We start from the raw sequence: 22,771 nt of genomic DNA on the forward strand, positions 1-22,771 counted from the left end.
AGTGCTTTATATAATAATTTATTTTGCTTTGAGTACTTTTTCTTTTAAGAAACGATCTACATACCCTTCTGCTTTTACAACAAATAAATACGCACCCATTGCTAATAATGCAAGATCTAATTCATATCCAGGATTCTTTCCGTCTCCTAATAAACCAGCTGCTCCGTTTACCTTTACAATTGCACCAACCAAGATAAGAGCAAATAATAATCCCACATATCTAACACCTAAGCCAATGATTAATAATAGACCACCAACTAATTCAAATGTTGCAACCCCATATGCGAGACCACCTGGTAAGCCAATGCTTGTAAACCAACCTGCTACATTATCAATACCTGATTGAAACTTTGCTAAGCCATGTGCAAAGAACGTAACTCCTAACACAATACGAATAATTAAATTACCAATATATTGATTCATTCTAAACTCTCCTTTTCGTTTTGTTATACAAACCTTTTATTCACAAGACAAAACAATACATTGTTTCTTTTTATTCGTCAAATACTTTTTTTAATAGAAATAAAAAAACATTATCCATTTTACGGATAATGTTTAACAAAAAATAGCACTCCTACAAGGCTCGACATGTGGAAATACATTCGAAAAAACATCAATAATTTTCTATTCTTTCGAGATAAGTTCAAATTTCTTTCCTGCATTTACGTAAGACAATAATGATAGATCTTCCTCGAAAACCGTTCCAATTACATTCACCTTTTCATTTTCTGATAGATCATTTATAACGATTTGTATTTCACCTGCATATCTACCGTACAGTTCATTATCAATTGTAATACTCCCTATCTTTCTTTGAACTGTATTCATCGCTGGTAAAATAACAGTATGTCCTTCTCTTGATTCTACAGAACGAATGACATCATGCGCTGGATCAAGCCTATTCGTATGTACTCGCTCTACTGTTTCTAATACTTCTCTTTCACTAATCAGCGGTTTATAACGTATTGGAATAATCCCTTTATTTGCACTTGTAATTTCTTGTACACTTTGTAAACTCCCACTTATATCTCCAATTAATACTTTATCAACGAAGCAATCTTCCACAAGTTCCAAATATGTCTCAAGCGGGCGCATATATCGGTGTTTTTCTAATGTAGGAAGCCCTTCATATAAAGGTCCTCTTTTTTCACCACCACCTGGAATAAATGCCATTGTTTTTATACCGCATTCACGCAAAAATTGATTTTGCTTTTGTAAAAATGATTTAGCAAGCCCTGTTTCAGGACGTGGATAAAAATTATGCCATGCTTCTACACAATCTACTTTTACATTTTCCTGAAGTAATTCCTTCCAAAAGGATTCCGTAATGGTACTCGCATTTAAAGCGATCTTCATTTTGTGTGATATACGTGCAATTTGCTTTGCCTCTATACCGTAGTCTATGCGTAAGCCCGTAATCCCCCACGCTAATAACTGTTTCACATTTTCATATGTAATCCCTAAATACTGCAAAGACTTTGGAGAAACATCCACCATTAGTTCCATCTCATATTTTTCCGCTTGCTTCCCAAGTATTTGTATTAACTCTTTATAAGTTGTAGGATCGTCTTCTGGAATATGAAGAGAAGTAAAAATAGACGTAAAGCCGTATTCGCTTACCGTTTTCAACCATTTTTCTTGCTCTTCTATCCGGTCCTTTGAAAGATATATTGAAACTCCTATCATAGTAATCTCTCCTTCTACTTATCATGAAAAAAAGAGAAAGGAATCCCTTTCTCTATATGTTCTCTGCCATTTCCTCTTTAAACCCGAAGAAATACGTAAAGATAAAACCAAATACATAAGCAATGACAAGACCAAGAAAATATAATAAATATTTATTATCAGCGATTAACGGAATTAACGATAATCCTGATACACCAATTCCGAGTGAAGCCGTTTTCATAACTGCCTGGAATGCACCGCCAACAGCTGCACCTAAACAAGCCGTAATAAACGGTTTACCAAGTGGTAATGTGACCCCATATAATAAAGGTTCTCCAATTCCTAAGAAACCAACCGGTAGTGCTCCTTTAATTACATTACGAAGACGCTTATTTTTCGTTTTTACATAAATCGCAATCGCTGCCCCAACTTGCCCCGCTCCTGCCATCGCTAAAACCGGTAGTAACGGTGTTACATGAGTTTGATTAATAAATTCCATGTGGATAGGTGTTAGACCATGATGTAGTCCCACCATAACGAGCGGTAAAAATGTTCCTGCGAGTACAGCGCCTGCAAATGCTCCGCCAACATCTAAAATTGCATTAATGCCACTTGTAATTCCATCAGATAGGAAACCAGCCACTGGCTGAATTGCTAACATCGTTACTAAGCTCACTGCTAATACCGTAATAAGCGGTGTCACAATAATATCAACTGCATTTGGTACTGCCTTTCGTACTTGTCTTTCCACTACAACCATAAGCCATGCTGCAAAGATGACAGCGAATAAACCACCGTGCCCCGGTACCATTGCTTCACCAAATAGTTTCACATTTGCCATAGCTGGGTTGAAAATTAAAATACCTGCAATCGCTCCGAGAACTGGAGTTCCGCCAAATTCTTTTGCCGTATTCCAGCCAACTAGAATACCTAAGAATGTAAAAATACCACCGCCAATTAAAAGTAACATTTGCAGCCATGTTGCATTTGGATCTGCCCCCGCATTTTTAGCAAAGTTGGCAACCCCATTTATAATTCCTGATGCAACAAGACCTGGAATTAATGGAATGAAAATATTACCGATTTTTCCCAATAAATTTTTAACAGGCGTATTATTTTTCTTCTTGATTGCTGATTTCATTTCTTGGCCAAGATCTTCAAGGTGGTAATCAGCAACATCACCAATTCGTAACCCTGTCAAAGTCTCCATTTCGGCTGCTACTTTATTCACAGTTCCGGGCCCAACTACGACCTGCAATGTTTCATCTTCAATCACACCCATGACACCGTCTACTTTTTTCAAAAGCTCCATATTGACTTTACTTTCATCATGAAGTGTTAGACGTAACCTCGTCATACAATGTGCAATACCACGAATATTTTTCGTTCCCCCAAGTTGCTCTGTAATCTCTTTTGCCATCCGCTGTTCTTTCTTCATTGTAAAATCCCCCTCCCCACTTTTTATAATGCCTTTTTCACAAATCCTTTCGCATCTGTTAATTTTTCAAGTGCTTCCCCATATTCGCACTGTAGTAATATCATGACGATTGCTGTTTTCACATTACGCTTTGCTTTTTCGTAATATGCTTCCGCTTCTTTGTAATCTACTCCCGTCGCTTCCATAATAATTCGTTTGGAACGCTCGACTAACTTTTCATTTGTCGACTGAACATCAACCATTAGATTTTTATAGACTTTCCCTATGCCAATCATAGAAGCAGTTGAAATCATATTCAGTACTAACTTTTGTGCTGTTCCAGCCTTTAGGCGTGTAGATCCTGTTAACACTTCTGCACCTGTCTCTACTTCCACGCTAATTTTTGCAAATTTACTTATCTCTGCTCCCTTATTACAGGAAATGCTAGCTGTACTTGCTCCCGTAGAATTTGCATATTTTAATCCACCAATTACATAAGGTGTTCTACCACTTGCAGCGATTCCAATAACAGTGTCCTTATTACTTAACTGAATCCCCTTTAAATCATCTACTGCAAGATCTTCTCGATCTTCGGTCCCTTCCATCGCTTTAGTAAGCGCTTTCAACCCTCCTGCTATAAAGCCTTGAACCTGTTTCTCATCTGTTCCAAATGTCGGTGGACACTCGACAGCATCTAAAATTCCTAGTCGTCCGCTTGTACCAGCACCAATATAAATTAATCGTCCACCATTTTGAAAAGATGAAACAACACTTTGAACAATTTTTTCAATTTGTTCGATTTCATTTTCAACCGCTACAGCGACTTTACAATCTTCTCGATTCATTGTTTGTAAAATTTCTCTTATGCTCATCTCGTCTAAATTCATCGTATTTTCATTTCGGTGTTCTGTTGATAAATTCTCTAACATATTCTCACCTTCTTTGAAATTTAATTTCACACTTTTATTATAACTTCACGAAACTTAAAATCAATATTTATATTACATTTTACGAAACGAAATTTCTTTTTATAACAAAATTGTGTCTATTTAACCAAAATAAAAAGATGAGTTTCATCTCATCTTTTCCTTTACTTCAATTTCCGTAATCGTACTGCTTCTTCTCTTGTTTCTGTAAATTTATCCAATACTTGATTACCTATCCTATTAAATGTAATCACATACAAAGCATCAATTATATTAAGTTGCGTCATTCTTGAAGCAATACTTGCAATACGATGATCTTGTTCTACATCTGGCATACAAAGACGGATATGTGATTCTTTATATAATGGAGACGATTGATCTAGCTTTGTAATAGCGATAACAGTAGCACCTTGTCTACTAGCATATTGCGCCATTTCTAGTACATCCTTCGTCCGGCCAGATGTTGAAAGAGCGACAAATATATCTCCCTGTTTTAAGTTAGTAACAAGCGGGAGCATCATATGAAAATCAGATAGCATCATAGCCGTAAACCCTAGACGAGTAAACTTATACGCTCCATCCATTGCTGGCGTAGCTGATCCACCCACTCCATAAAATAATATTTTCTTTGCTCCTAAAATGGCATCTGCTGCTTTTTCTAACTCTTTTTTATCAATAGCAGTAATACCCGCTTCAATCGCAGCCTTATTGACATATGTAACTTTATTGAATAAATCAAACGGACTATCCTCTGTGTTCATCACTGAAAAATCATTAATATTATAATCGACAATTGTTAATTCTCTAACAAGCGCTAACTTAAAAGCTTTAAAACTTCCTATACCAATCGTTTTACAAAAGCGTACGACACTTGCTTCACTGGATCCTGCATTATTAGAAACTTCTTTTGTCGTTAAATTAGGAACAATTTCTGCATTCTCCATAATATACTGAGCAACCTTTTTTTCAGCTGGTGAAAATTGATTCATATGATTTTCTATTTTAAATAGTAGCGTTGACGCCTTCACCATTCATCCCCCATTCCTTACGGTTGCTTTTATTTTTCATATCCCAATTCCATATCTTGCGAATCATAAAGATAAAAGACATCTTCACCAGGAGGATGAAACACATTTACAATTCGATCTCCTTTTTGATAGACCGTCCTTTCTCCTTCAGACCACTTCTTTTCCCATCCATTTATCCAAATTGCAGCATCAGGTAAAAAGGAAGTGTATCTATATCCTTTCGAATCATCTCCTGCAATATAAGAAGAGAAAACAGAAACAGGAAAATCTTTAACTTTTGATTCTTTTCCTAATGTAAATGGTAAACACATTAAAAGAATTACAACTACACATATAACTTTTTTCCATGCAATCTTCATTCATTTTTCTCCTTCTAGTACTAAAGCACACATAAATTTTAACACAATTATTACTTCGCCACTCTACACTATTACTATTTTTTATACTCATAAAAAAAGCTTATCCACATGAGATAAGCTTTCTTACCTTAGATAAAATACTTCTTCAATAACGGCGGTGTAATAATCGTCGTAAGGATAACAACAATTACAATTGCAGTGAAATTTTCTTTCGCTAACAAATTTGCTGCAAGTCCATTTGCGGCAATAATAAGTGCTACCTCTCCACGCGATACCATCCCAGCCCCAATGCTAATCGAAGACTTTAAATTAAAACCTGTTAACCTCGCTCCTAAGCCTGACCCCACTAGCTTTGTGATAATGGCAACAATCGTCATGATGACAATAAACCAAATTTGGTTTCCGATACCTTGAAATGTAATCTCCATCCCGATGCTAACAAAAAAGATTGGTACAAAAATCGCATAGGCAATCGGTTCTATTTTATGTTCTACTTCGTGTTTATATGTTGTTTGTGAAATGGCAATCCCCGCAGCAAATGCACCAATGATACCAGCAATCCCCATTTGCTCACTATAGTAAGCAAATGAAAAACAAATAATAAGTGCTGCACTAATTAACGCCTCTGACACACGGAGCGGCACCAACATTTTCATAATCCACGGAACCACTTTCCATCCAATGAAAACAATACTTACGAAAAAAATGATTTTCTTAGCGATAACAAGTGTAATACTCACATCTTGTGTGCCTAAAAAACTCATAACAAAGGCTAATAAAATAACAACGATAACGTCATCAAATACGGCAGCCCCTAAAATCGTTGTACTTTCCCTTGTATTCATTTTCCCTAAGTCTCGCAATGTTTGAACAGAAATACTCACTGATGTTGCACAGAGCAGTAATCCTAGGAAAATGGCATGTGATTGTAACATCCCAAATGCGAGTCCCGCCAAATATCCGCCGAGGAAAGGAAAAATGATACCTCCCATCGCTACTGCGAATGAAGATTTCAAATTGCGATTTAATTCCTCCAAATCAGTTTCTAATCCTGCCATAAACATGAGTAACAGAACACCAATTTCACTAAGTTCATCAATAAGTTCAGAACTATTAATAATTCCAAAAACAGCGGGACCAATAATAATTCCAACAATTAATTTTCCTAGTACCGATGGTTGACCAAGTCTAACACTAATATCACCAGCTAATTTCGTACAAAGTAAAATAACGACAATTTCAAAATAAAACAGCATAATATCTTCTCCTACTTTATAAAATACATCTATTTTTGGTGTTAGTTTTTCCTTACATCTAAGATTTTATTTGTTACATTTTTATTTGACAAAATATTCTGAATTATAATAAAATTACTACAGCAATTCTAGATTTTTTATCAAAGCACACAACTGTACCTCTATTCGCTTATGGACTATTTTGCAGTGGACTCGTATTATATTCGCAGTTGTGAAAATCGAAGAATGAGGGGAGAGTCCAAGTGAAATCATTATTACGAAAAAAACCACTTACTACTGAATCACCACGGCAATTAGAAAGAACGTTAACTGCGTTAGATTTAACCTTTTTAGGAATTGGAGCTGTAATTGGGACAGGTATTTTCGTCTTAACAGGAATTGTTGCGGCCAAACATTCTGGTCCTGGTATTATGCTATCTTTTCTTATTGCTGCATTTACCTGTGCATGTGTGGCCTTCTGCTATGCAGAATTTGCTTCTTCTATCCCTATTTCAGGAAGCGTTTACACATATGCGTATATGACAGTTGGAGAAGTCGTTGCCTTCATTGTTGGCTGGTGTTTAATGCTAGAATATTTACTGGCAGTTGCGGCGGTTGCGGCCGGATGGTCAGGATATTTACAATCGTTACTTTCCGGATTTAATATTCATCTACCCGCCATTATCGCCTCGGCCCCTGGAATGGGAAAAGGCGGAATAATCGATTTACCAGCTGTATGTATTTTACTTTTTATTACACTGCTTCTTAGCTTCGGTGTACGCGAAAGTGCTCGCATTAATAATATTATGGTATTAGTTAAATTAGCAGTGATTATTGCCTTTATCGTAGCAGGTACAAAATACGTCAAACCGGAAAATTGGACACCGTTTTTACCATTTGGATATGATGGGATTATTACAGGTGCAGCAACAGTATTTTTTGCCTTTCTAGGATTTGATGCCATTGCAACAGCTGCTGAAGAAACGAAAAAACCACAGCGAGATTTACCAATTGGAATTATCGGTTCCCTTCTCATTTGTACGGTACTCTATATGATTGTATCCTTTGTTTTAACAGGGATGGTTCCTTATACACAATTAGATGTTTCAGATCCAGTTGCTTTTGCGCTTCATTTCGTTGGTGAAGACACCATTGCTGGATTATTAGCTGTCGGTGCAATGACAGGAATGACAACCGTTATTTTAGTCGTTATGTATGGGCAAGTTCGCGTTTCCTATGCAATGAGCCGTGACGGGCTACTTCCAAAAGCATTAGCTCGCGTGAATCAAAGAGTTAAAATACCTCTATTAAATACGTGGATTACTGGCATTGCAGCAGCTTTATTAGCAGGATTACTAGATTTACATCTACTTGCAAATTTAGTGAACATCGGTACACTAACTGCCTTTACATTCGTTTGCTTTGCTGTACTTATTTTACGCAAAACACACCCAGATTTAAAAAGAGGTTTCCGTGCACCATTCGTACCTATATTACCAATTGTTGCAATTTGTTGTTGTCTCTATTTAATGATTAACCTTTCTGCAACAACTTGGAAAGGATTTGCTGTTTGGCTTGTCATTGGACTATGTGTATATTTCTTCTACTCTAGACGTAATAGCCATTTACTGACCAAAGAAAATAATGGTGAACAAAAAAAAGCATGAAAAACAGCTCGCTATATTAGCGAGCTGCTTTACGTTCGAGTTTGTTTTTTTGTTAACGTTTGTAGAATGAAAAATATGTCGATGCAAGCTGTAAACCAGGCCCAATTCCCTATTGATGACGAGTAATTTACAATACCAATCGTAATTACAATCATCATTACAACCAATTGGTACACAAGCTTCCAGTTTCGCATATCCATTCTCTTTTATCCCGCATGAACTGCCCACAAAAGCCCGATTAGTGTGGGCTAGCAATCAGTGGGGGATGAAGAAATCCCCCACTGATTAAAGTTTCACTTTATTATTTTGTTTCCTTCTTTTTCTTTTTCCATGCAGTTACACTATCAAAGAAAAAGTTAATAAACAATGCTCCTAATCCTGCTAATAGAAAAGTCATTAAAAACAGAACCCATTTGCTTTTATCTTTCAAAAAATAATATCCAACAAGGAGCACAACTGCAATCCATACATATTCAAGAATTCTTTTTAGCTTTTGCTCTTCCAAATCTTTCGCCCCTTTACGTTTGTTTCATCTCTCTTTATTGTAACATGAAATAATATATCGGCGGAATCACTACATATATCGGCGATACGACATAAATTCCTACTAATAAAAGAAGCTCGCCCAAGGCAAGCTTCCCATTCTCTTACTTATTTACACTCTTTTCAACAAGCTGCATCGCATATTCTAATGTACGATTCGTTGTTTCTACATACTGATCTTTTACTTTTGTATCTTTTACTACAGATTCCGCTACTTTGATTTTTCCTTCTAATGCTTTCACTGGGCCTTCTTGATATTGTCCTGGTTCTTGTCCTACTTGAACTTTTTCTAATAAAACTTTTGCTGCATCAATTGTTTTTTGTAATTTCTCTTTTGGCGTTTCTGGTTTTTGGTCAACTACTTTTGATTGTATAAATGTTTGATGTGCTGTTTTTAAACTGTGATATGCCCCAACTGCTTGCTCACCTGTCGTCGCCATATTTTCAAATACTGCTTTTGCTCCATTATAACTTGTTTGTAATTCTGTAAAGGCAGCTTGTGAATATTGGCCCGGCTTTTCACCGAATTCATAAGAACCTGCTAATGTTTCTTTTGCTTTACCAATCTCTTCATATAAAGCATTTAATTCTTCTAGTTTTGTGCGATTTGTAAACTCATTGTATGCCGCTACTATTTCAGATGAAGTAAGTGCTTTACTATATAATTTTGCAAGCGCAACTTGTCCATGTAATGGAACCCCACCGTTACCATCACTTGTTGGATCTGCACCAATCGCGAATGGTACATTCGGATGATATACTTTACCTGTCACTGGCTGACTATTTACTTTTTTTCCATCTACATAGATTGCTAATTCATTTCCATTATACGTTCCTGTTAAATGATATGTTTTATTTGCCTCTAATTGTGTACCTATACGTTTATAGCTACCACCAATATGAGCCCATAATTCTACATATCCAGTTCCAGTAGATTCGAACCCAATTCCGCCGCTCTCTGTATTTTCCATAATAGCTTGACCACGAATTTCATTCATAGAAAATACCGTTTCTAATGTAAATGTATTCGCCACTTTCTCTTTTTGCGCTGCTGAAAACGGGATATAGCCAAATGTGTTTGCTTTTCCATTTAATTTCATTACATGCTTTTTCAATGATTTATCATATTCAATTGATACATTCCCTTTTACATCGCCTTTACTTCCAAATGATGAGTTATCTTTAAATATACCATCTAAAAAGTTAACATCAAATACATCCGCCTTTGGCACTTTCACATTCGGATCAATAATTTCTTTTTTCGTTGTTACTTCTGCTTGTAATGGCTGTTCACTTTCATTTTCGAATGAATCGATCGCAACTGCTTCTAGCGTGTATGTTTTTCCACTATCTAGCCCACCTAATGTAAACGTAAGTTCTTTCGGCACTGGATCACGATAAAACTCTGAGAATGCTAATAACTTATTTTTAATTTCTCCTGTTTCTTTATCTCTTGCTTGTAAACGATAAGAATGAACAAGTAGATTATCCACTGCTTGCGGGAAAGTCGCTGTTACTGAACTCTCAGTTACATTTGAAACTTTTAACTTTGCATTTTTCTCGAAAGATGGTTTTTCTTTATCGCGGCTTTCCACATGTTTAAAAGATTCTTTTTTAGCTGGTAGTTGAACCTTCCATGGTTCACCTGTCCAAGAATTCGTATGGAAATCACGACGATTAATTGTTACTTCTTTATCGTCTACCTCTACTAATAAACCTTGGCTTAAATCGCTTGCACCTGGCGGAATATTACCTTGAACTTTCCCGCCCTCTACTTCCATATAACTTACTGAAGATGTTCCAACAGATGTAAAGTCTTTTTGATGAATGGATCTTGGATCATCTAATGGATAGTGCGAATGACCAGAGAATGTAATTGCTTGCGGATAATCCTTTAATACTTCATTAATTTTTGCACTGTCCTTCGTTCCCCATTCATGACTACCATACACAGTTTCTTTAATATGCTGGTGCAAGAACACGAAAATTGGTTTTTCTGGATCATCAGCTTTTGCTTTCGCAATTTCTTCTTTCAACCAATTAATTTGTTTATCAGAATAATATCCATGTGTCGTTCCATCTTCTGGTGACATAACAAGGAAGTGATATCCCTTCACGACTTTATGATAATAAATAGATTCCATTCCTGTCTTTTCTAAGAAACGTTTTTGTGCATCCTCTGCCGATAAACCATTCCAATAATCATGGTTTCCAAGTGAATTCATTCTCACTGCATCTTTATTGGCATATTGATTATATACTTGCATAAAACGATCATATTGCTGATTAGACCCTGAATCTGTAAAATCACCAACGATAACAAATGCGTCTTGTTTTGGCGCAAGTGTATTAAACTGTTCAATCGCTCTTTTCCAACGGAACGTATCATCTGTTCCGCTATTTTTAATATGTACGTCACTTACAACCGGAAAGACAAGTTTTTTCTCCTGCGGTTTTTCCTCTTGTTTCTTCTCTTCCGTTTGTGCGGAAGTGTTCCATGGAAACGATACAAACGCTAAAATGAAAACTGCTAATAATCCAATAAGACCTTTTACCTTCTGAAACATGTTCCTACTCACGTAAATCCTCCTCATATGTTTGATTCAGTACAAGGATTATTGTATCTAACACATATTAACCTCGTTTAAACGAATAATGAAAAATATTACATCTTTGTAAATATAAAGTCAGTTTCCTGTAAAGTGCCACAACAGCTATATAAATACAAAAAACGACATAAAACCTTTATTTTTAGGTGGGAGAGAGCATCCGGCCGTGCATAGAAGCGGTCAGATCCTCTTCCTGCCCCATGCCAAGTTAAAACAAAAAGAAAAAAACGAGTGCAGGTCACCTTTTGTTCTTCATAGCCGCAACTTATATGTTGGCAAATCGAAATGGAACAACTATATATCACTCATATATAGTTGTTCCATTTAAATCTCTATTAGGCTAAATAGTAGATATGATGTCGATTAGCCCTACTGGAATATATAAAAGGATTTAAATTTACAATCTAGAAACAGTATTATGTGATAACCAAAAGATGTTTGGAGGATAAAAGTAGATTTTAATCACATAAATCACAATATAAAAAGATAATCTATGTTACAAAAGGTGCTTTCTGTATATGAAAGCACCTTTTAAGTCCAATACTTTTTCTATCGTCTAAAATACTTTTAATCAAACAAAAGTCTCATCATCTTTCACATAGACTCCGCTTTATTTTTCTTTTTCACAAACTTGAAAATGAACATTCCTATCACAATGAAACAAACAATCCCTAGTATCGGTAATGTATATTGTTCAACAATCGCACCTGCTTTTTTCCAATGAGGTCCTAATTTCAATCCTACATATACATATAGCGTTGTGAGTGGCAACATCGCTATAAATGTGTATATGCTAAATTGCCAAATGTTCATTTTGGCGATTCCACATGGAACTGAAATAAGTGTACGAACCCCTGGAATAAATCGGCCAAGAAACGCCACAGCTGGTCCATATTTTTCAAAGAAATGATCTGCTTTTTGAATCTGTTCTTCCTTTATAAAAAAGTATTTTCCATATTTCAGTAATAACGGTCGACCACCATAATACCCGAGCGCATATAGTGTTAGCGGCCCCGTCGTTCCTCCGATCGTTCCAGCTAATACTGCGAGCCAAAAATTCATATCTCCTTCGTATACCCAATATCCAACAAGCGGCAACACAATTTCTGCTGGAATAAACTCAAATGTTAATGCTAGAATTACACCGAAATAAGAAAACTGCTTTAAATACTCAATTACATCTAAAATAAACTGCTCCATTTATGAACTCCTATCCTTTATTTAAATTATATTTTTCTTGTAAGTGCTTCGGTGCCATTTTCACAATTCGCTGTAAAATAAATAAGACAACAGCAATATCATCTAATCCCCCAAAAAACAGTAGAAAATCAGGGATGAGATCAAACGGAAATACGACATACCCAATTAAAAAAACAATGGATAGTATTTTCTTCTGCATAGCGACTTCTTTTGATGTAAAAAAGTCATATAAAAATGGACCAAATTGACGAAAATGAAGCATAAATCGAAATCGGTTTATAAACTTTTTCATTTTTCACCTCTCTTTTTTCTGCATACAAAAAGGACCTTTACCAAATATAGTAAAGGTCCTAAAAAAAACAATAAGGGGCCTTTACCATTGCTGGTAAAGGTCTCACTAACAACAAATCGTTGCCAATAAAGCCGAGGGTTTCTCCCTGTAATGACGGCTTTATTGTGACAAGTTACTCCCCTTTATATACGCAATCTTATAAAATCACCTTAAAATATTTGATAGAACTTGTCAATCTTTTTTGGTTATCCTTCATTAATAGGCTGATACATACTCGCTATGGCTTGCATTTCAGAACTTGGTGCTGGTGATAGCTGATAATACCCTTTCTTCACCATATACTGCCAAATGTCATAAGCATGGTGACTACTATTTAAAAAGGTATTTTCTAAAAGCGTTCTTAACTCTGGATTCGCACACTCTAATAAAGAACCTGCACAATTAAACGCAGAAGACTTTTGGTTCAATAAATATCCAGTCGCAATTGCTCGATCATTAGGTGGTTGTGCAATGACGCTTGGTGTAACGGGGGAATACTTTTGTGAAGGTGCCTCTGTATAAGAAGCTAATACTGGTTTTAATTTAGACGGCTGAAACTTTGATATATTTGGAGTTGTCTCACCTTGTATAAATTCCACCTTCAAATTATAATCTTGCACATGAAGAGGAAGATGATTCTGTAACATTTGTTTCAACTCATCATCCTGTGCTTGCTGTATATATGTAGACATCGTATTAATTGTGTTATAGTCTCCCGCTATCAGTTCACTTAAGTCACGTAATTCATGCGTTGCTAATTGCATTTCTATTCCCCCTTTCTATAATTCCTTTCTAGCATCTCCTAAAAAAACAAAAATACCATATAAAAATCCACATCATTGCGAATTTTTATCCCGCATTAACGGGCAGTAAGACCCCTCCTCAAAATTCAGCGAAAGCAAAGAAATTAGGTGGGGAATCAACTGCCCGTAAAAGCCCGATTGGTTCAACTAATAATTGATGTGAGGCAAAGCCCCACACCAATTAAAGTTTCACTTTATATGGTATAAATTAAAGCGGATTACACTTTGGCAGCTCTAACCCAGAAGCTTGTGCTAGTTTCAGTAAATAATAACATTCTTCCCTTGCCATATGGTCTGCCATTCTTCCAGATATTAAGCTTAATACTTGATTAGATAACTCTAATTCTTCTAATTCGTGAAGAAAACGGGAGAATAGTGTTAATTCTAATGAAACATCTTTTGTAAATTTTTTTAGAGCTGGAAAAGAATGCAGTTCCGCCCGTAAGTAACCTGTCATTTCCACAGCTTTTAAATAAAACTGTTCAAAATGCTTTTCATATTCTTCACTCTTCTCTTTCAGTCGTTTCTCGACCAGATCTAATCCACCTGAAATGGCACCTGCATGACCCGCTGCATCCGTTAGCCAAGCAAGATGATAATGCAATTCATGAAAAACAGGTGGCACTTCTCCTTTTATTAAATATTCTAATACCGTTATGTACTCTTCCACTTCGTTCACCATATGGTTAATAAAAGTTGGTGTAAAATGAATGACAATTTTTCCTTCCAGTTGCTTTTGTATAATATTTAACTTAAATTTTCTAATTTCCTCTGCTACTTTATGTGCATCTTTCGCAAATGCAATCAAATTTACCGTATGAATATTACTGAGGAATCTATCAAATGTTTGGACAAAATACATCGCTTTTTGAATATCTTCACTTTCATTTTGAGCTAAAGCATCTAAAAGAAACTGCGCATGATCGCCAAGAACCTTCAACCAGAATTTATGTTCAAACAACGCGATTTCTTCATACGTACTATTCATCCGGTTAACTCCCCCCTTATCTACTCTTTCGGCGCAATTAGAATTCTATACTGGTCAGGATCATGCACAATAATACCTCTTTTCTCCGTTTTACAGCTCTCTAATTCTTGAAATGACACACAATAGAACTCTAATTTTTTTCGTACTTTTTCCATATCACAAAATGGCAAACTAAAATTTATATAAGAAGGCACTTCCTCACCGAAATCCCCGCCTTTTTCCCTATTTAAAACGAAGCAAATTCTCGTTGCACCAATATCATACCAAACGCCAGGCACATGTAATTGTGGCCGGTGCCTACTTGGCTGAAATCCCAGGATACCTTCATAAAAATATAATGTTTCCTTTAAATTTCTTACTTCTAATACAATACAATTTGTAATAGTCTCCACGTACATTTCCTCCTTGACCCTACTAGTTTTTCTATATGAGTCATAAATAACAATTATGTCTGAATACAATACATAGTGATGAATGTTTCACTTATAAAGGAGGTTTGCATTATGGACAAATTTATGAAATCTTACACACCTTACCATAGTCCAAAAGATCCTTGTCCGCCGATTGGAAAGAGATTTTATTCAACCCCTCCTCATTTATATATGGGATTCCAACCAACTAATTTACCACAATTCCCTCCAAGAGACGCCTTACAAAAAGGCACTTTATGGCCTGCTCTTTATGATTATTATGAAAGCCCCCATAAGAAAGGAAGGTGACAAGAATCGTGACTCAAACACTGCCAGATGAATATTATGAATGGATAAAAGAGTTGCAAGAACTCGATTTTGTATTAGTTGAACTTACGCTTTATCTAGATACTCATCCAGATGATGTTACAGCGATAAATCAATTTAATGATTTTTCCTATAAAAGAAGATTGCAAAAGCAAAAAATTGAAGAAAAGTATGGCCCACTCCAACAGTTTGGTAATAGCTACTCTAATGCTCCGTGGGAATGGAGTAAAGGTCCTTGGCCATGGCAAATATAAAGGAGAGAAAATATGTGGATATATGAGAAAAAATTGCAATACCCTGTAAAAGTAAGTACTTGTAATCCAGCACTTGCAAAATTATTAGTTGAGCAGTACGGTGGTGCAGATGGGGAATTGGCAGCTGCTCTCCGTTATTTAAACCAGCGCTACACGATTCCTGATCAAGTAATAGGTTTATTAACAGATATCGGTACGGAAGAATTTGCTCATCTTGAAATGATTGCAACAATGATTTATAAATTAACAAAAGACGCGACCCCTGAGCAGATGAAAGCAGCTGGACTAGATGCTCAGTACGCTAATCATGATAGTGCACTATTTTATCACAATGCAGGCGGCGTTCCGTTTACAGCCACATACATACAAGCAAAAGGTGATCCAATTGCAGACTTATATGAAGACATTGCTGCAGAAGAAAAAGCAAGAGCAACTTATCAGTGGCTCATTGATTTATCAGATGATCCTGATATAAATGATAGCCTCCGCTTTTTACGTGAGCGCGAAATCGTTCATTCCCAGCGTTTCCGCGAAGCTGTTGAAATTTTAAAAGAAGAACGCGATCGAAAAATTTATTTTTAATTTTTTCAGCTACACATATCCTATTGATATGTGTATTTTTTATTGTCCATCTATCTTTCCCTAACTTCCATACCGATGTTTTTCCAAAAAGGCATAATTATTCAATTTAACGCATTATTTTTAAAATTTTTTAAAGTTTCCTGTTGCTTTCTAGTCATCAGACGATTAAAATTATAACAGTTACTCGACAAATTATTTGAATTTTCGACAAAAAGATATTTAGGAGGATTTTCTATACATGCGTACAACTTTAAAGCCATCGCAAATTCTCTCCATTAGCTTATTGCTATTTGCAGTTTTTTTCGGCGCTGGTAATATGATTTTCCCGCCACTTCTTGGGCTTTCTTCAGGAGAAAACATGTGGGTTTCTATTTCAGGATTTATTATTACAGATGTAGGTTTATCATTATTAGCAATCGTCGCCGTTGCTCTTGCAGGTGGTAGTTTTAAAAGTTTAGCGAGCCGTGTTCATCCAAAGTTTGCAGCAGTATTAGCTATTATTATCTACCTTTCAATCGGCCCACTATTTGTTATTCCACGAACTGGCTCTGTTTCTTATGAAATTGGAATCGCACCGCTTTTTCAGGACCAATGGTATTCCATGTTACTATTTAGCTTTATTTTCTTTACTGTTGTTTACTTCTTATCATTAAACCCATCCAAATTAGTTGATCATATTGGGAAGATATTAACACCAATCTTACTTGGTATTATTGCGGTTATGGCAACAAAAGTGATTCTTTCACCAACAGGTTCGTTTGTTCCTCCTGTTGGCGACTATAAAGAGATTCCATTTTTCAAAGGGTTTTTAGAAGGATTTTTAACATTAGATGCGATTGGCGCTCTCGTTTTATCGACAATTGTCGTAAATGCTATTCGTCAAAACGGTGTAAGGGAAAAAGCCTCCATTGCAAAGTACACAATTATTTGCGGAAGCATTGCTGCTTTCCTTTTAACAGTCGTTTATTTCTTACTTGGATACATCGGTGCATCAAATGGAAACCTAGGACAATTTGAAAATGGCGGCCAGCTATTAGCAACTGTTATGTACCAATTATTTGGGACAAGCGGTAATATTTTGCTAAGCATCGCAATTATATTTGCTTGCTTAACGACAGCTATTGGTGTAGTCAGTGCATTTGCCAACTATTTCACAACCGTATTAACAAATGTTTCTTATAAAAATCTTGTATTATATGTTTGTATTTTTAGCTTTATTGTTTCCAATCTAGGACTCAGCTTATTAATCAAAATTACATTACCTGTGTTAATTATTCTTTATCCAATTACAATCATTTTAATTTTCGTATCATTTATTGATAAATATACGAAGCGTAAACCATCTGTATACATCGGTGCAATGATTGCTGCGTTCATTATTAGCTGCATTCACGCGCTTGATAATGTGGGAATGATGCCAGCTGCTATTACATCTATTGCGAGCACAATTCCTTTTTACAAATTAGGGATTGGCTGGATTGTCCCAGCAATTATTGGAGGTATTGTCGGATACTTTATCCCGCAGACACAAACGGAAGGTGAAGTTTCTACTAAATAAAGAAAGAAGCAAGCATTCTAAAAAATGCCTGCTTCTTTTCTTTTACATCGTATGTTTAAATGTAAATAACTCTTCTTTAGGAAGTGAAATAGACTTTACTTCTTCTACTTCCTCGTCTTTGTTCATTTCTCCTAACCTTACTTTTGCTATCGCATCCTCTATACTTCTTACAATCATATTCCCTGAGAAGATAGTGAGTCCAAAAAAAGTAATTGGTACGAGCGGAATCCATGGATGCACTGATAGAGAGCGAAAGTATACACCTATTAAACCAGACCATTCATGTGTGTAAGAATCTAGCTCTTTGACCATTCCTCCAAACTGGACCGTCCCTCCAAAAAACACTTCAAGTAATCCTAAATGAAGAAAAAGAATCAACGTTTGAATAAACTGCTGCATCAATACAAGTACAAACGTCATATATAAGTGCGGAAACACATGTTTCACAACAATACGCCTTCTACTTCCGCCTAATATACGAGCAGCATCTATAAACTCTTCCTTTTGTAATTTCTGCACTTCATTCGCAATATAGAGAGAAATTGTAGGAAGTGCAAGCACAATAAACAATATGACTTGAAATGATGCTCTCTCAAAGAAACTAGTCGTCTCTGCTCCATTCACAAAACTAGTTGCAAACTGAAGAAAGAAATATGCAATCATAACAGTTGGAATAACTGTAAAGCTATCAAAAAACGCTTCAATTTTTGAAAACCCTCTTTTTACATAGGTTCCTAATATAACACCAAAAAAGAGACCTAAAACCACCCGCATCATCGCAATAAAAGCGGATATACCAATAGTCCACTTCGCCCCTTCAATGACTAAATGTAAAAGATCATAACCTTTTCGATCTGTTCCTAATAAAAATTTTGATGAAGGCGAAAATGGTGGAGCTTCTACATTTCCTTGCGCGTCATATTGCAGCGAAACTTGGCGAATATGCCCTCCATTCCACAATGTATTCCCAATGCTAAGTCCAACTAACACGACAAGAAATAAAATACTAAACCAAAACTTTTTATCGCGCTTTATATATTTCCACATCTCTTACGCCCTCTCTTTCATCGCATCTGGAACGAAATAATGAAATGACTTAAATAGAACAAAGATCGGGATATAAATAAGTAAGATGCTCATTGTAAAAACTTCAATCGGTTGATAATTTTTAATGAATACAAAAATACCATGTGTGTTAAAAAGCCATTCTATAATATACAAATTTGATAACATAAACCAAATATTTGTTTTCGCAAAAAACAATGTACTAAGCAACACATTCCGCAATACATGACGATTTAAAATATAGAAACGATCAAACCCTTTCGCCCGTGCAAATAATACATAATCTTTTTCTAATTCTGTTTCAAAACGAAGGAGTAATAACTTTACAAACATAATCGTAGTGGGAATACTTAAACAAATAATAGGTAAACCCCGAATGGACTCTCCTCTCAGCGCAGCAATTTTAATAGGTAAAAAACCTGTCTTTTGAAAAAACCATACAACAAGAATTTGCGATCCGATAATAAGAAGAATGTCTGGGATGGACTCAAGAAAAAGCAGAAATGTTTTAATGCGCCGCTGTATATGCGAACGACTTCTCATCATCATATATACAATGCAGAAAGCTATACATAATGAAATAAAAAATGAAGCTAAAAAAAGAATCATCGTTTCTTTATAATGAATAAATAGCTGTGGAAATAACGGCCGATTCATCCCATACGTTAAGTTTGGAACATCTATCAGTTTCATAACTGACATCTTTAAAGCCTGTACATACTGTGAAAAATTAATATGTAAGCCTTCGAATAGTTTTGGAAGAGCACCTAAACAAATAATACCAATAACAGAAAGAATAAATTGCACTGTAATCTCTATTCCATTTGAAATCACCTTTCTTGTCATTTTCCCCCTTCTCTCTATACAAATTTCCATTCTATTGATACTCCGCTTTACCCCGCATTAACGGGCAGTAAAACCCCCACCTCAAAATTCAGCAAAAGCAAAGAAGTTAGGTGTGGGATGCCCCCCAGTGATTAGAGTTTCACTTTATTTTATAAACAATTTTCAGAATTGTAAATATTTTCTGCAAAAAAGAATCACTAGATTATGATCCTAGTGATTCTTTATGCACGCGTTTTTCATTTCTAACAAATGGCATATACAATAATAAGCACCCTATAAACGCAGCGATTTCTAATGAAATAATATAGTATGGATGCGGACCTAACATATCAAGTAATGAAGCCGTTTCTGGTTTATACGCCAAAAACATATAATTACCACCGGTTTTATAATTCACAAACGAAACAATTGGAATCAATATGTTTAAAAAAATCATCGTACGCTTGATTGATTGAAAAGTCGGCCTATACCCTTCTACCCATGTCATAAAGAGCGGTGCTAAAATGAGTAATACATGTGCGATGAAATATTCTATGAAGCGAAAATGCGGAAATGCATACTGTAAGTTTGGGGTTAAGATTGCTTGTGATGCCCCGATTATCCCAGTAAAAAAGACAATCTCGTATATTTTATAACTTTTTGTAATAACCATTATTGTTGCTAATACTAAACTAATGGTACATAACTCAAATGGTAATGATGTACTCAACTGAAAAATTCCAGCTTTCACTTGCCACACATCAAGTCCGATTTCACTTCCAACAAATAAAAAAGCAATCGCATATCGAACCATCATATTCCATTGTTCTTGACGAAGTATATCCTGAAAATGATATAGAAAATACACTCCTATACCGATAAGAAGTAGTATAATGACATGTTGTTTTGAATACGGAACAAATGGCTCTACCGGAAATGCTCCAAAGTACGTTTCCATATTCCTCACTCCTTTCCTTCATAAATATTATTGTAAGAAAGAAAAGGCTCGTCAACCAATCTGCTCTCCCCCTAAATGAAAAGGCTCCAGATATACAAATTCTCAACCTTATTTCTCTCCATACGCTAACCTTACAAAACTGTAATGTTATTGTAAGCTAAAACGATTTGTCATATTTTCTCTCTCTTCTATACTGAAAACAGATACAAAAACGAGCGAAAAGGTGATAAATAAATGAAAAAGAAAAATAAAGTAATCATTACTGGTTTAATAACAATTGGAATCGCAGCAGGTTCATATTTTGCTTTTGCTGGCGGTGGCGATGTAGCGAAAGCTTACAGCAGCTATAAAGTATCAGAAAAGCAAATTGAAAATGCACAAAAATTTGGTGGCGAAGTCATTCCAAATGGTATTGAAACAATCGCATTTGATCCATCAAAAGGGACATATGAGCTATCTGTTAAAAAAGGCGATGAAGTAAAAAAAGGACAGCTACTTTTTAAATATAATGATCCTTCCATGAAGTTAGGTGTAACAGAAGCCGAAATGCAAAAAAAACTTGCTAATAAAGAAGTAGAATTATTAAACAAACAACTAAATGCAGCAAAACAAAAATTACAAAAAGATAAAAATGCCGGTTCACCTGGGGAGATGCTAAAAGCAACAGAAACTGAAATCACACAACTTGAATCACAACTTGAAATGAAAAAATTTGAAGTTGAAAAAGCTGATCAAATGATTCAAACAAACAAAGAAAAACTCACTACACTTTCTGTAACAAGCCCAGCTGATGGCGTAATTGAAGAAATTGCAAAAAATGCGAATGAAAAAACAGGTATGAGCGGCATTACCCTTCGCACTGCCGGTCCTCTTAAAGTAAAAGGTCAGCTATCAGAATATGAATTAGCCCAAGTAAAAGTTGGGCAAGAAGTAACTGTTACATCCAAAACGGTACCAGGAAAAAAATGGACTGGAAAAGTCACTGAAATCGGTACAACACCAGTAAAGAGCATGGATGAAAACAAGACAGTATCTAACTATCAATTTATCGTTACATTAGATAATAATGAAGAGCTACAAACTGGATTCCACGTATACGTAACAAGCAAGTCTGGTGAAGCAACTGGTACAGTTGTTCCAAAAAGCAGCATTGTGAAAAAAGGTGATAAAAATGTTGTATTTATCGTGAAAGACGGTAAGGCAAAGGAACAAGCTGTTACTGTTGAATTTGAAACAGATGGCGAAGCGAAAGTTTCTGGCGTAAAAAAAGGTGACCAAATCATCTCTAAACCAGAAAAAGACTTAAAAGATGGTATGGAGGTTAACGCCCAATGATTGATTTAAGAGGCATCACGAAAGCCTTTCAAAACGGTGAAGAAACAGTTCAAATCTTACATGGTATTGATGTAACACTTAATCAAGGCGAATTTACTTCTATCATGGGGCCGTCTGGTTCTGGTAAATCAACATTAATGAATATTATCGGCTGCTTAGATAAGCCGACAAGTGGAACTTATTCGTTAGCTGGACAGAACATTTCAAACATGTCTGAAACGGAGTTAGCTCATATTCGTAATAAAGAAATCGGATTTGTATTCCAAAACTTCATGCTTCTCCCACGTCTCAATGCACTACAAAACGTAGAATTACCTCTTATCTACGCTGGAGTAGATAAAAAAGAACGACGTGAACGTGCATTAGCTGCACTAACAAAAGTAGGTCTAGCAGATCGTGCCACGCATTTGCCAAATGAATTATCTGGTGGACAAAAACAGCGTGTTGCCGTTGCTCGTGCAATTGTAAATAATCCAAAGTTCATTTTAGCTGATGAACCAACTGGCGCGCTTGATACAAAGACAAGTAAACAAATTATGGATCTCTTTTACGAATTAAACAAACAAGGCTCAACAATCATTATGATTACCCATGATCGTGAAATTGGGGAAGCGGCAGCACGCCAAATTGTAATTCGTGACGGAAATATCGTCCAAGATTGGAGAGGTTAATTTTGAACACAAACG

General features: G+C 35.8%; 25 protein-coding genes. 7 read left to right on the top strand and 18 right to left on the bottom strand.

From position 1 onward, the window contains the following. Positions 1-18 precede the first annotated feature (18 nt). The 7 genes from C564_RS0122040 to C564_RS0122070 all read right to left on the bottom strand — a co-directional run bounded on the left by C564_RS0122040 (position 19) and on the right by C564_RS0122070 (position 6,651). Complete coding sequence (locus tag C564_RS0122040) at positions 19-423, bottom strand: DoxX family protein (RefSeq protein WP_003195449.1); 405 nt, start codon at positions 421-423, stop codon at positions 19-21. Positions 424-624: 201 nt separating this feature from the next. Next, positions 625-1,686 (bottom strand): DUF871 domain-containing protein, encoded by a 1,062-nt coding sequence (locus C564_RS0122045; protein ID WP_018766864.1) that lies wholly within the window; start codon positions 1,684-1,686, stop codon positions 625-627. A gap of 52 nt (positions 1,687-1,738) precedes the next feature. After that, on the bottom strand, positions 1,739-3,103 hold the full coding sequence (locus C564_RS0122050) for a PTS transporter subunit EIIC (protein ID WP_018766865.1): 1,365 nt from the start codon (positions 3,101-3,103) through the stop codon (positions 1,739-1,741). A gap of 23 nt (positions 3,104-3,126) precedes the next feature. Continuing rightward, entirely contained in the window at positions 3,127-4,011 is an 885-nt protein-coding gene (murQ, locus tag C564_RS0122055) for an N-acetylmuramic acid 6-phosphate etherase (protein ID WP_018766866.1), read from the bottom strand. Positions 4,012-4,172: 161 nt separating this feature from the next. After that, positions 4,173-5,036: a MurR/RpiR family transcriptional regulator gene (locus C564_RS0122060; RefSeq protein ID WP_026008661.1), complete on the bottom strand. Its 864-nt coding sequence runs from the start codon at positions 5,034-5,036 to the stop codon at positions 4,173-4,175. Between the two features lie 29 nt (positions 5,037-5,065). Further along, positions 5,066-5,395: a hypothetical protein gene (locus C564_RS0122065; protein ID WP_003195440.1), complete on the bottom strand. Its 330-nt coding sequence runs from the start codon at positions 5,393-5,395 to the stop codon at positions 5,066-5,068. 128 nt (positions 5,396-5,523) lie between these two features. After that, the gene (locus C564_RS0122070; protein WP_018766868.1) at positions 5,524-6,651 is read right to left on the bottom strand and encodes a cation:proton antiporter; all 1,128 of its coding nucleotides are present in this window, start codon (positions 6,649-6,651) and stop codon (positions 5,524-5,526) included. A gap of 242 nt (positions 6,652-6,893) precedes the next feature. Here C564_RS0122070 and C564_RS0122075 point away from each other — a divergent pair, with 242 nt between their 5' ends. Beyond that, on the top strand, positions 6,894-8,297 hold the full coding sequence (locus tag C564_RS0122075; RefSeq protein ID WP_018766869.1) for an amino acid permease: 1,404 nt from the start codon (positions 6,894-6,896) through the stop codon (positions 8,295-8,297). A 29-nt stretch (positions 8,298-8,326) separates the two neighbouring features. Here C564_RS0122075 and C564_RS36890 read toward each other — a convergent pair whose 3' ends face one another. From C564_RS36890 to C564_RS0122115, 8 genes are all read right to left on the bottom strand, one after another. Further along, on the bottom strand, positions 8,327-8,491 hold the full coding sequence (locus C564_RS36890) for a hypothetical protein (RefSeq protein WP_026008663.1): 165 nt from the start codon (positions 8,489-8,491) through the stop codon (positions 8,327-8,329). Between the two features lie 107 nt (positions 8,492-8,598). Next, positions 8,599-8,802 (bottom strand): hypothetical protein, encoded by a 204-nt coding sequence (locus tag C564_RS0122085; RefSeq protein ID WP_003195434.1) that lies wholly within the window; start codon positions 8,800-8,802, stop codon positions 8,599-8,601. 142 nt (positions 8,803-8,944) lie between these two features. Continuing rightward, entirely contained in the window at positions 8,945-11,434 is a 2,490-nt protein-coding gene (locus C564_RS0122090) for a LamG-like jellyroll fold domain-containing protein (protein WP_051107077.1), read from the bottom strand. A 609-nt stretch (positions 11,435-12,043) separates the two neighbouring features. Then, positions 12,044-12,649 (bottom strand): DedA family protein, encoded by a 606-nt coding sequence (locus tag C564_RS0122095; protein ID WP_018766871.1) that lies wholly within the window; start codon positions 12,647-12,649, stop codon positions 12,044-12,046. Positions 12,650-12,659: 10 nt separating this feature from the next. Continuing rightward, positions 12,660-12,941, bottom strand: coding sequence for a YkvA family protein (locus C564_RS0122100; RefSeq protein ID WP_018766872.1), 282 nt, complete (start codon positions 12,939-12,941; stop codon positions 12,660-12,662). 245 nt (positions 12,942-13,186) lie between these two features. After that, positions 13,187-13,744, bottom strand: coding sequence for a spore coat protein (locus C564_RS0122105; RefSeq protein WP_018766873.1), 558 nt, complete (start codon positions 13,742-13,744; stop codon positions 13,187-13,189). Between the two features lie 247 nt (positions 13,745-13,991). Beyond that, positions 13,992-14,771 carry a DUF2935 domain-containing protein gene (locus tag C564_RS0122110; protein WP_018766874.1) on the bottom strand — a complete coding sequence of 260 codons (780 nt, stop codon included), beginning with the start codon at positions 14,769-14,771 and terminating at the stop codon, positions 13,992-13,994. A 20-nt stretch (positions 14,772-14,791) separates the two neighbouring features. Continuing rightward, positions 14,792-15,163, bottom strand: coding sequence for a VOC family protein (locus tag C564_RS0122115; protein WP_003195422.1), 372 nt, complete (start codon positions 15,161-15,163; stop codon positions 14,792-14,794). Between the two features lie 111 nt (positions 15,164-15,274). On the opposite strand from C564_RS0122115, the gene C564_RS0122120 reads away from it, so the two are divergent. The 4 genes from C564_RS0122120 (at position 15,275) to brnQ2 (ending at position 17,902) form a co-directional block, all read left to right on the top strand. Then, the gene (locus C564_RS0122120) at positions 15,275-15,490 is read left to right on the top strand and encodes a spore coat associated protein CotJA (protein WP_016113226.1); all 216 of its coding nucleotides are present in this window, start codon (positions 15,275-15,277) and stop codon (positions 15,488-15,490) included. 8 nt (positions 15,491-15,498) lie between these two features. After that, positions 15,499-15,762: a spore coat protein CotJB gene (locus C564_RS0122125; RefSeq protein ID WP_003195420.1), complete on the top strand. Its 264-nt coding sequence runs from the start codon at positions 15,499-15,501 to the stop codon at positions 15,760-15,762. A 12-nt stretch (positions 15,763-15,774) separates the two neighbouring features. Next, positions 15,775-16,344 carry a spore coat protein CotJC gene (gene cotJC / locus C564_RS0122130; RefSeq protein WP_003195416.1) on the top strand — a complete coding sequence of 190 codons (570 nt, stop codon included), beginning with the start codon at positions 15,775-15,777 and terminating at the stop codon, positions 16,342-16,344. A gap of 238 nt (positions 16,345-16,582) precedes the next feature. Next, positions 16,583-17,902 carry a branched-chain amino acid transport system II carrier protein BrnQ2 gene (brnQ2, locus tag C564_RS0122135; protein WP_018766875.1) on the top strand — a complete coding sequence of 440 codons (1,320 nt, stop codon included), beginning with the start codon at positions 16,583-16,585 and terminating at the stop codon, positions 17,900-17,902. A gap of 42 nt (positions 17,903-17,944) precedes the next feature. Here brnQ2 and C564_RS0122140 read toward each other — a convergent pair whose 3' ends face one another. The 3 genes from C564_RS0122140 to C564_RS0122150 form a co-directional block, all read right to left on the bottom strand. Next, a complete protein-coding gene (locus C564_RS0122140) occupies positions 17,945-18,949 on the bottom strand; it encodes an ABC transporter permease (RefSeq protein WP_018766876.1) in 1,005 nt (334 codons plus the stop codon). Between the two features lie 3 nt (positions 18,950-18,952). Continuing rightward, positions 18,953-19,813, bottom strand: a complete 861-nt coding sequence (locus tag C564_RS0122145) for an ABC transporter permease subunit (protein WP_018766877.1) — start codon at positions 19,811-19,813, stop codon at positions 18,953-18,955. 202 nt (positions 19,814-20,015) lie between these two features. Next, positions 20,016-20,750: a YwaF family protein gene (locus C564_RS0122150; RefSeq protein ID WP_018766878.1), complete on the bottom strand. Its 735-nt coding sequence runs from the start codon at positions 20,748-20,750 to the stop codon at positions 20,016-20,018. 234 nt (positions 20,751-20,984) lie between these two features. On the opposite strand from C564_RS0122150, the gene C564_RS0122155 reads away from it, so the two are divergent. Together C564_RS0122155 and C564_RS0122160 are read left to right on the top strand one after the other, a co-directional pair. Further along, positions 20,985-22,085, top strand: coding sequence for an efflux RND transporter periplasmic adaptor subunit (locus C564_RS0122155; RefSeq protein ID WP_018766879.1), 1,101 nt, complete (start codon positions 20,985-20,987; stop codon positions 22,083-22,085). Continuing rightward, a complete protein-coding gene (locus C564_RS0122160) occupies positions 22,082-22,756 on the top strand; it encodes an ABC transporter ATP-binding protein (protein WP_018766880.1) in 675 nt (224 codons plus the stop codon). The genes C564_RS0122155 and C564_RS0122160 overlap by 4 nt, the downstream gene beginning before the upstream one ends. Positions 22,757-22,771: the final 15 nt, after the last annotated feature.

The sequence above is a fragment of the Bacillus sp. 105MF genome (assembly GCF_000374885.1).
Taxonomy (GTDB): domain Bacteria; phylum Bacillota; class Bacilli; order Bacillales; family Bacillaceae_G; genus Bacillus_A; species Bacillus_A pseudomycoides.

Bases quoted from the DNA above. Each gene is read 5' to 3' on its own strand.
- C564_RS0122040 (WP_003195449.1), bottom strand. From the start codon at position 423: ATGAATCAATATATTGGTAATTTAATTATTCGTATTGTGTTAGGAGTT.
- C564_RS0122045 (WP_018766864.1), bottom strand. From the start codon at position 1,686: ATGATAGGAGTTTCAATATATCTTTCAAAGGACCGGATAGAAGAGCAA.
- C564_RS0122050 (WP_018766865.1), bottom strand. From the start codon at position 3,103: ATGAAGAAAGAACAGCGGATGGCAAAAGAGATTACAGAGCAACTTGGG.
- murQ (WP_018766866.1), bottom strand. From the start codon at position 4,011: ATGTTAGAGAATTTATCAACAGAACACCGAAATGAAAATACGATGAAT.
- C564_RS0122065 (WP_003195440.1), bottom strand. From the start codon at position 5,395: ATGAAGATTGCATGGAAAAAAGTTATATGTGTAGTTGTAATTCTTTTA.
- C564_RS0122070 (WP_018766868.1), bottom strand. From the start codon at position 6,651: ATGCTGTTTTATTTTGAAATTGTCGTTATTTTACTTTGTACGAAATTA.
- C564_RS36890 (WP_026008663.1), bottom strand. From the start codon at position 8,491: ATGCGAAACTGGAAGCTTGTGTACCAATTGGTTGTAATGATGATTGTA.
- C564_RS0122090 (WP_051107077.1), bottom strand. From the start codon at position 11,434: ATGAGGAGGATTTACGTGAGTAGGAACATGTTTCAGAAGGTAAAAGGT.
- C564_RS0122095 (WP_018766871.1), bottom strand. From the start codon at position 12,649: ATGGAGCAGTTTATTTTAGATGTAATTGAGTATTTAAAGCAGTTTTCT.
- C564_RS0122100 (WP_018766872.1), bottom strand. From the start codon at position 12,941: ATGAAAAAGTTTATAAACCGATTTCGATTTATGCTTCATTTTCGTCAA.
- C564_RS0122105 (WP_018766873.1), bottom strand. From the start codon at position 13,744: ATGCAATTAGCAACGCATGAATTACGTGACTTAAGTGAACTGATAGCG.
- C564_RS0122110 (WP_018766874.1), bottom strand. From the start codon at position 14,771: ATGAATAGTACGTATGAAGAAATCGCGTTGTTTGAACATAAATTCTGG.
- C564_RS0122120 (WP_016113226.1), top strand. From the start codon at position 15,275: ATGGACAAATTTATGAAATCTTACACACCTTACCATAGTCCAAAAGAT.
- cotJC (WP_003195416.1), top strand. From the start codon at position 15,775: ATGTGGATATATGAGAAAAAATTGCAATACCCTGTAAAAGTAAGTACT.
- brnQ2 (WP_018766875.1), top strand. From the start codon at position 16,583: ATGCGTACAACTTTAAAGCCATCGCAAATTCTCTCCATTAGCTTATTG.
- C564_RS0122140 (WP_018766876.1), bottom strand. From the start codon at position 18,949: ATGTGGAAATATATAAAGCGCGATAAAAAGTTTTGGTTTAGTATTTTA.
- C564_RS0122145 (WP_018766877.1), bottom strand. From the start codon at position 19,813: ATGACAAGAAAGGTGATTTCAAATGGAATAGAGATTACAGTGCAATTT.
- C564_RS0122150 (WP_018766878.1), bottom strand. From the start codon at position 20,750: ATGGAAACGTACTTTGGAGCATTTCCGGTAGAGCCATTTGTTCCGTAT.
- C564_RS0122155 (WP_018766879.1), top strand. From the start codon at position 20,985: ATGAAAAAGAAAAATAAAGTAATCATTACTGGTTTAATAACAATTGGA.
- C564_RS0122160 (WP_018766880.1), top strand. From the start codon at position 22,082: ATGATTGATTTAAGAGGCATCACGAAAGCCTTTCAAAACGGTGAAGAA.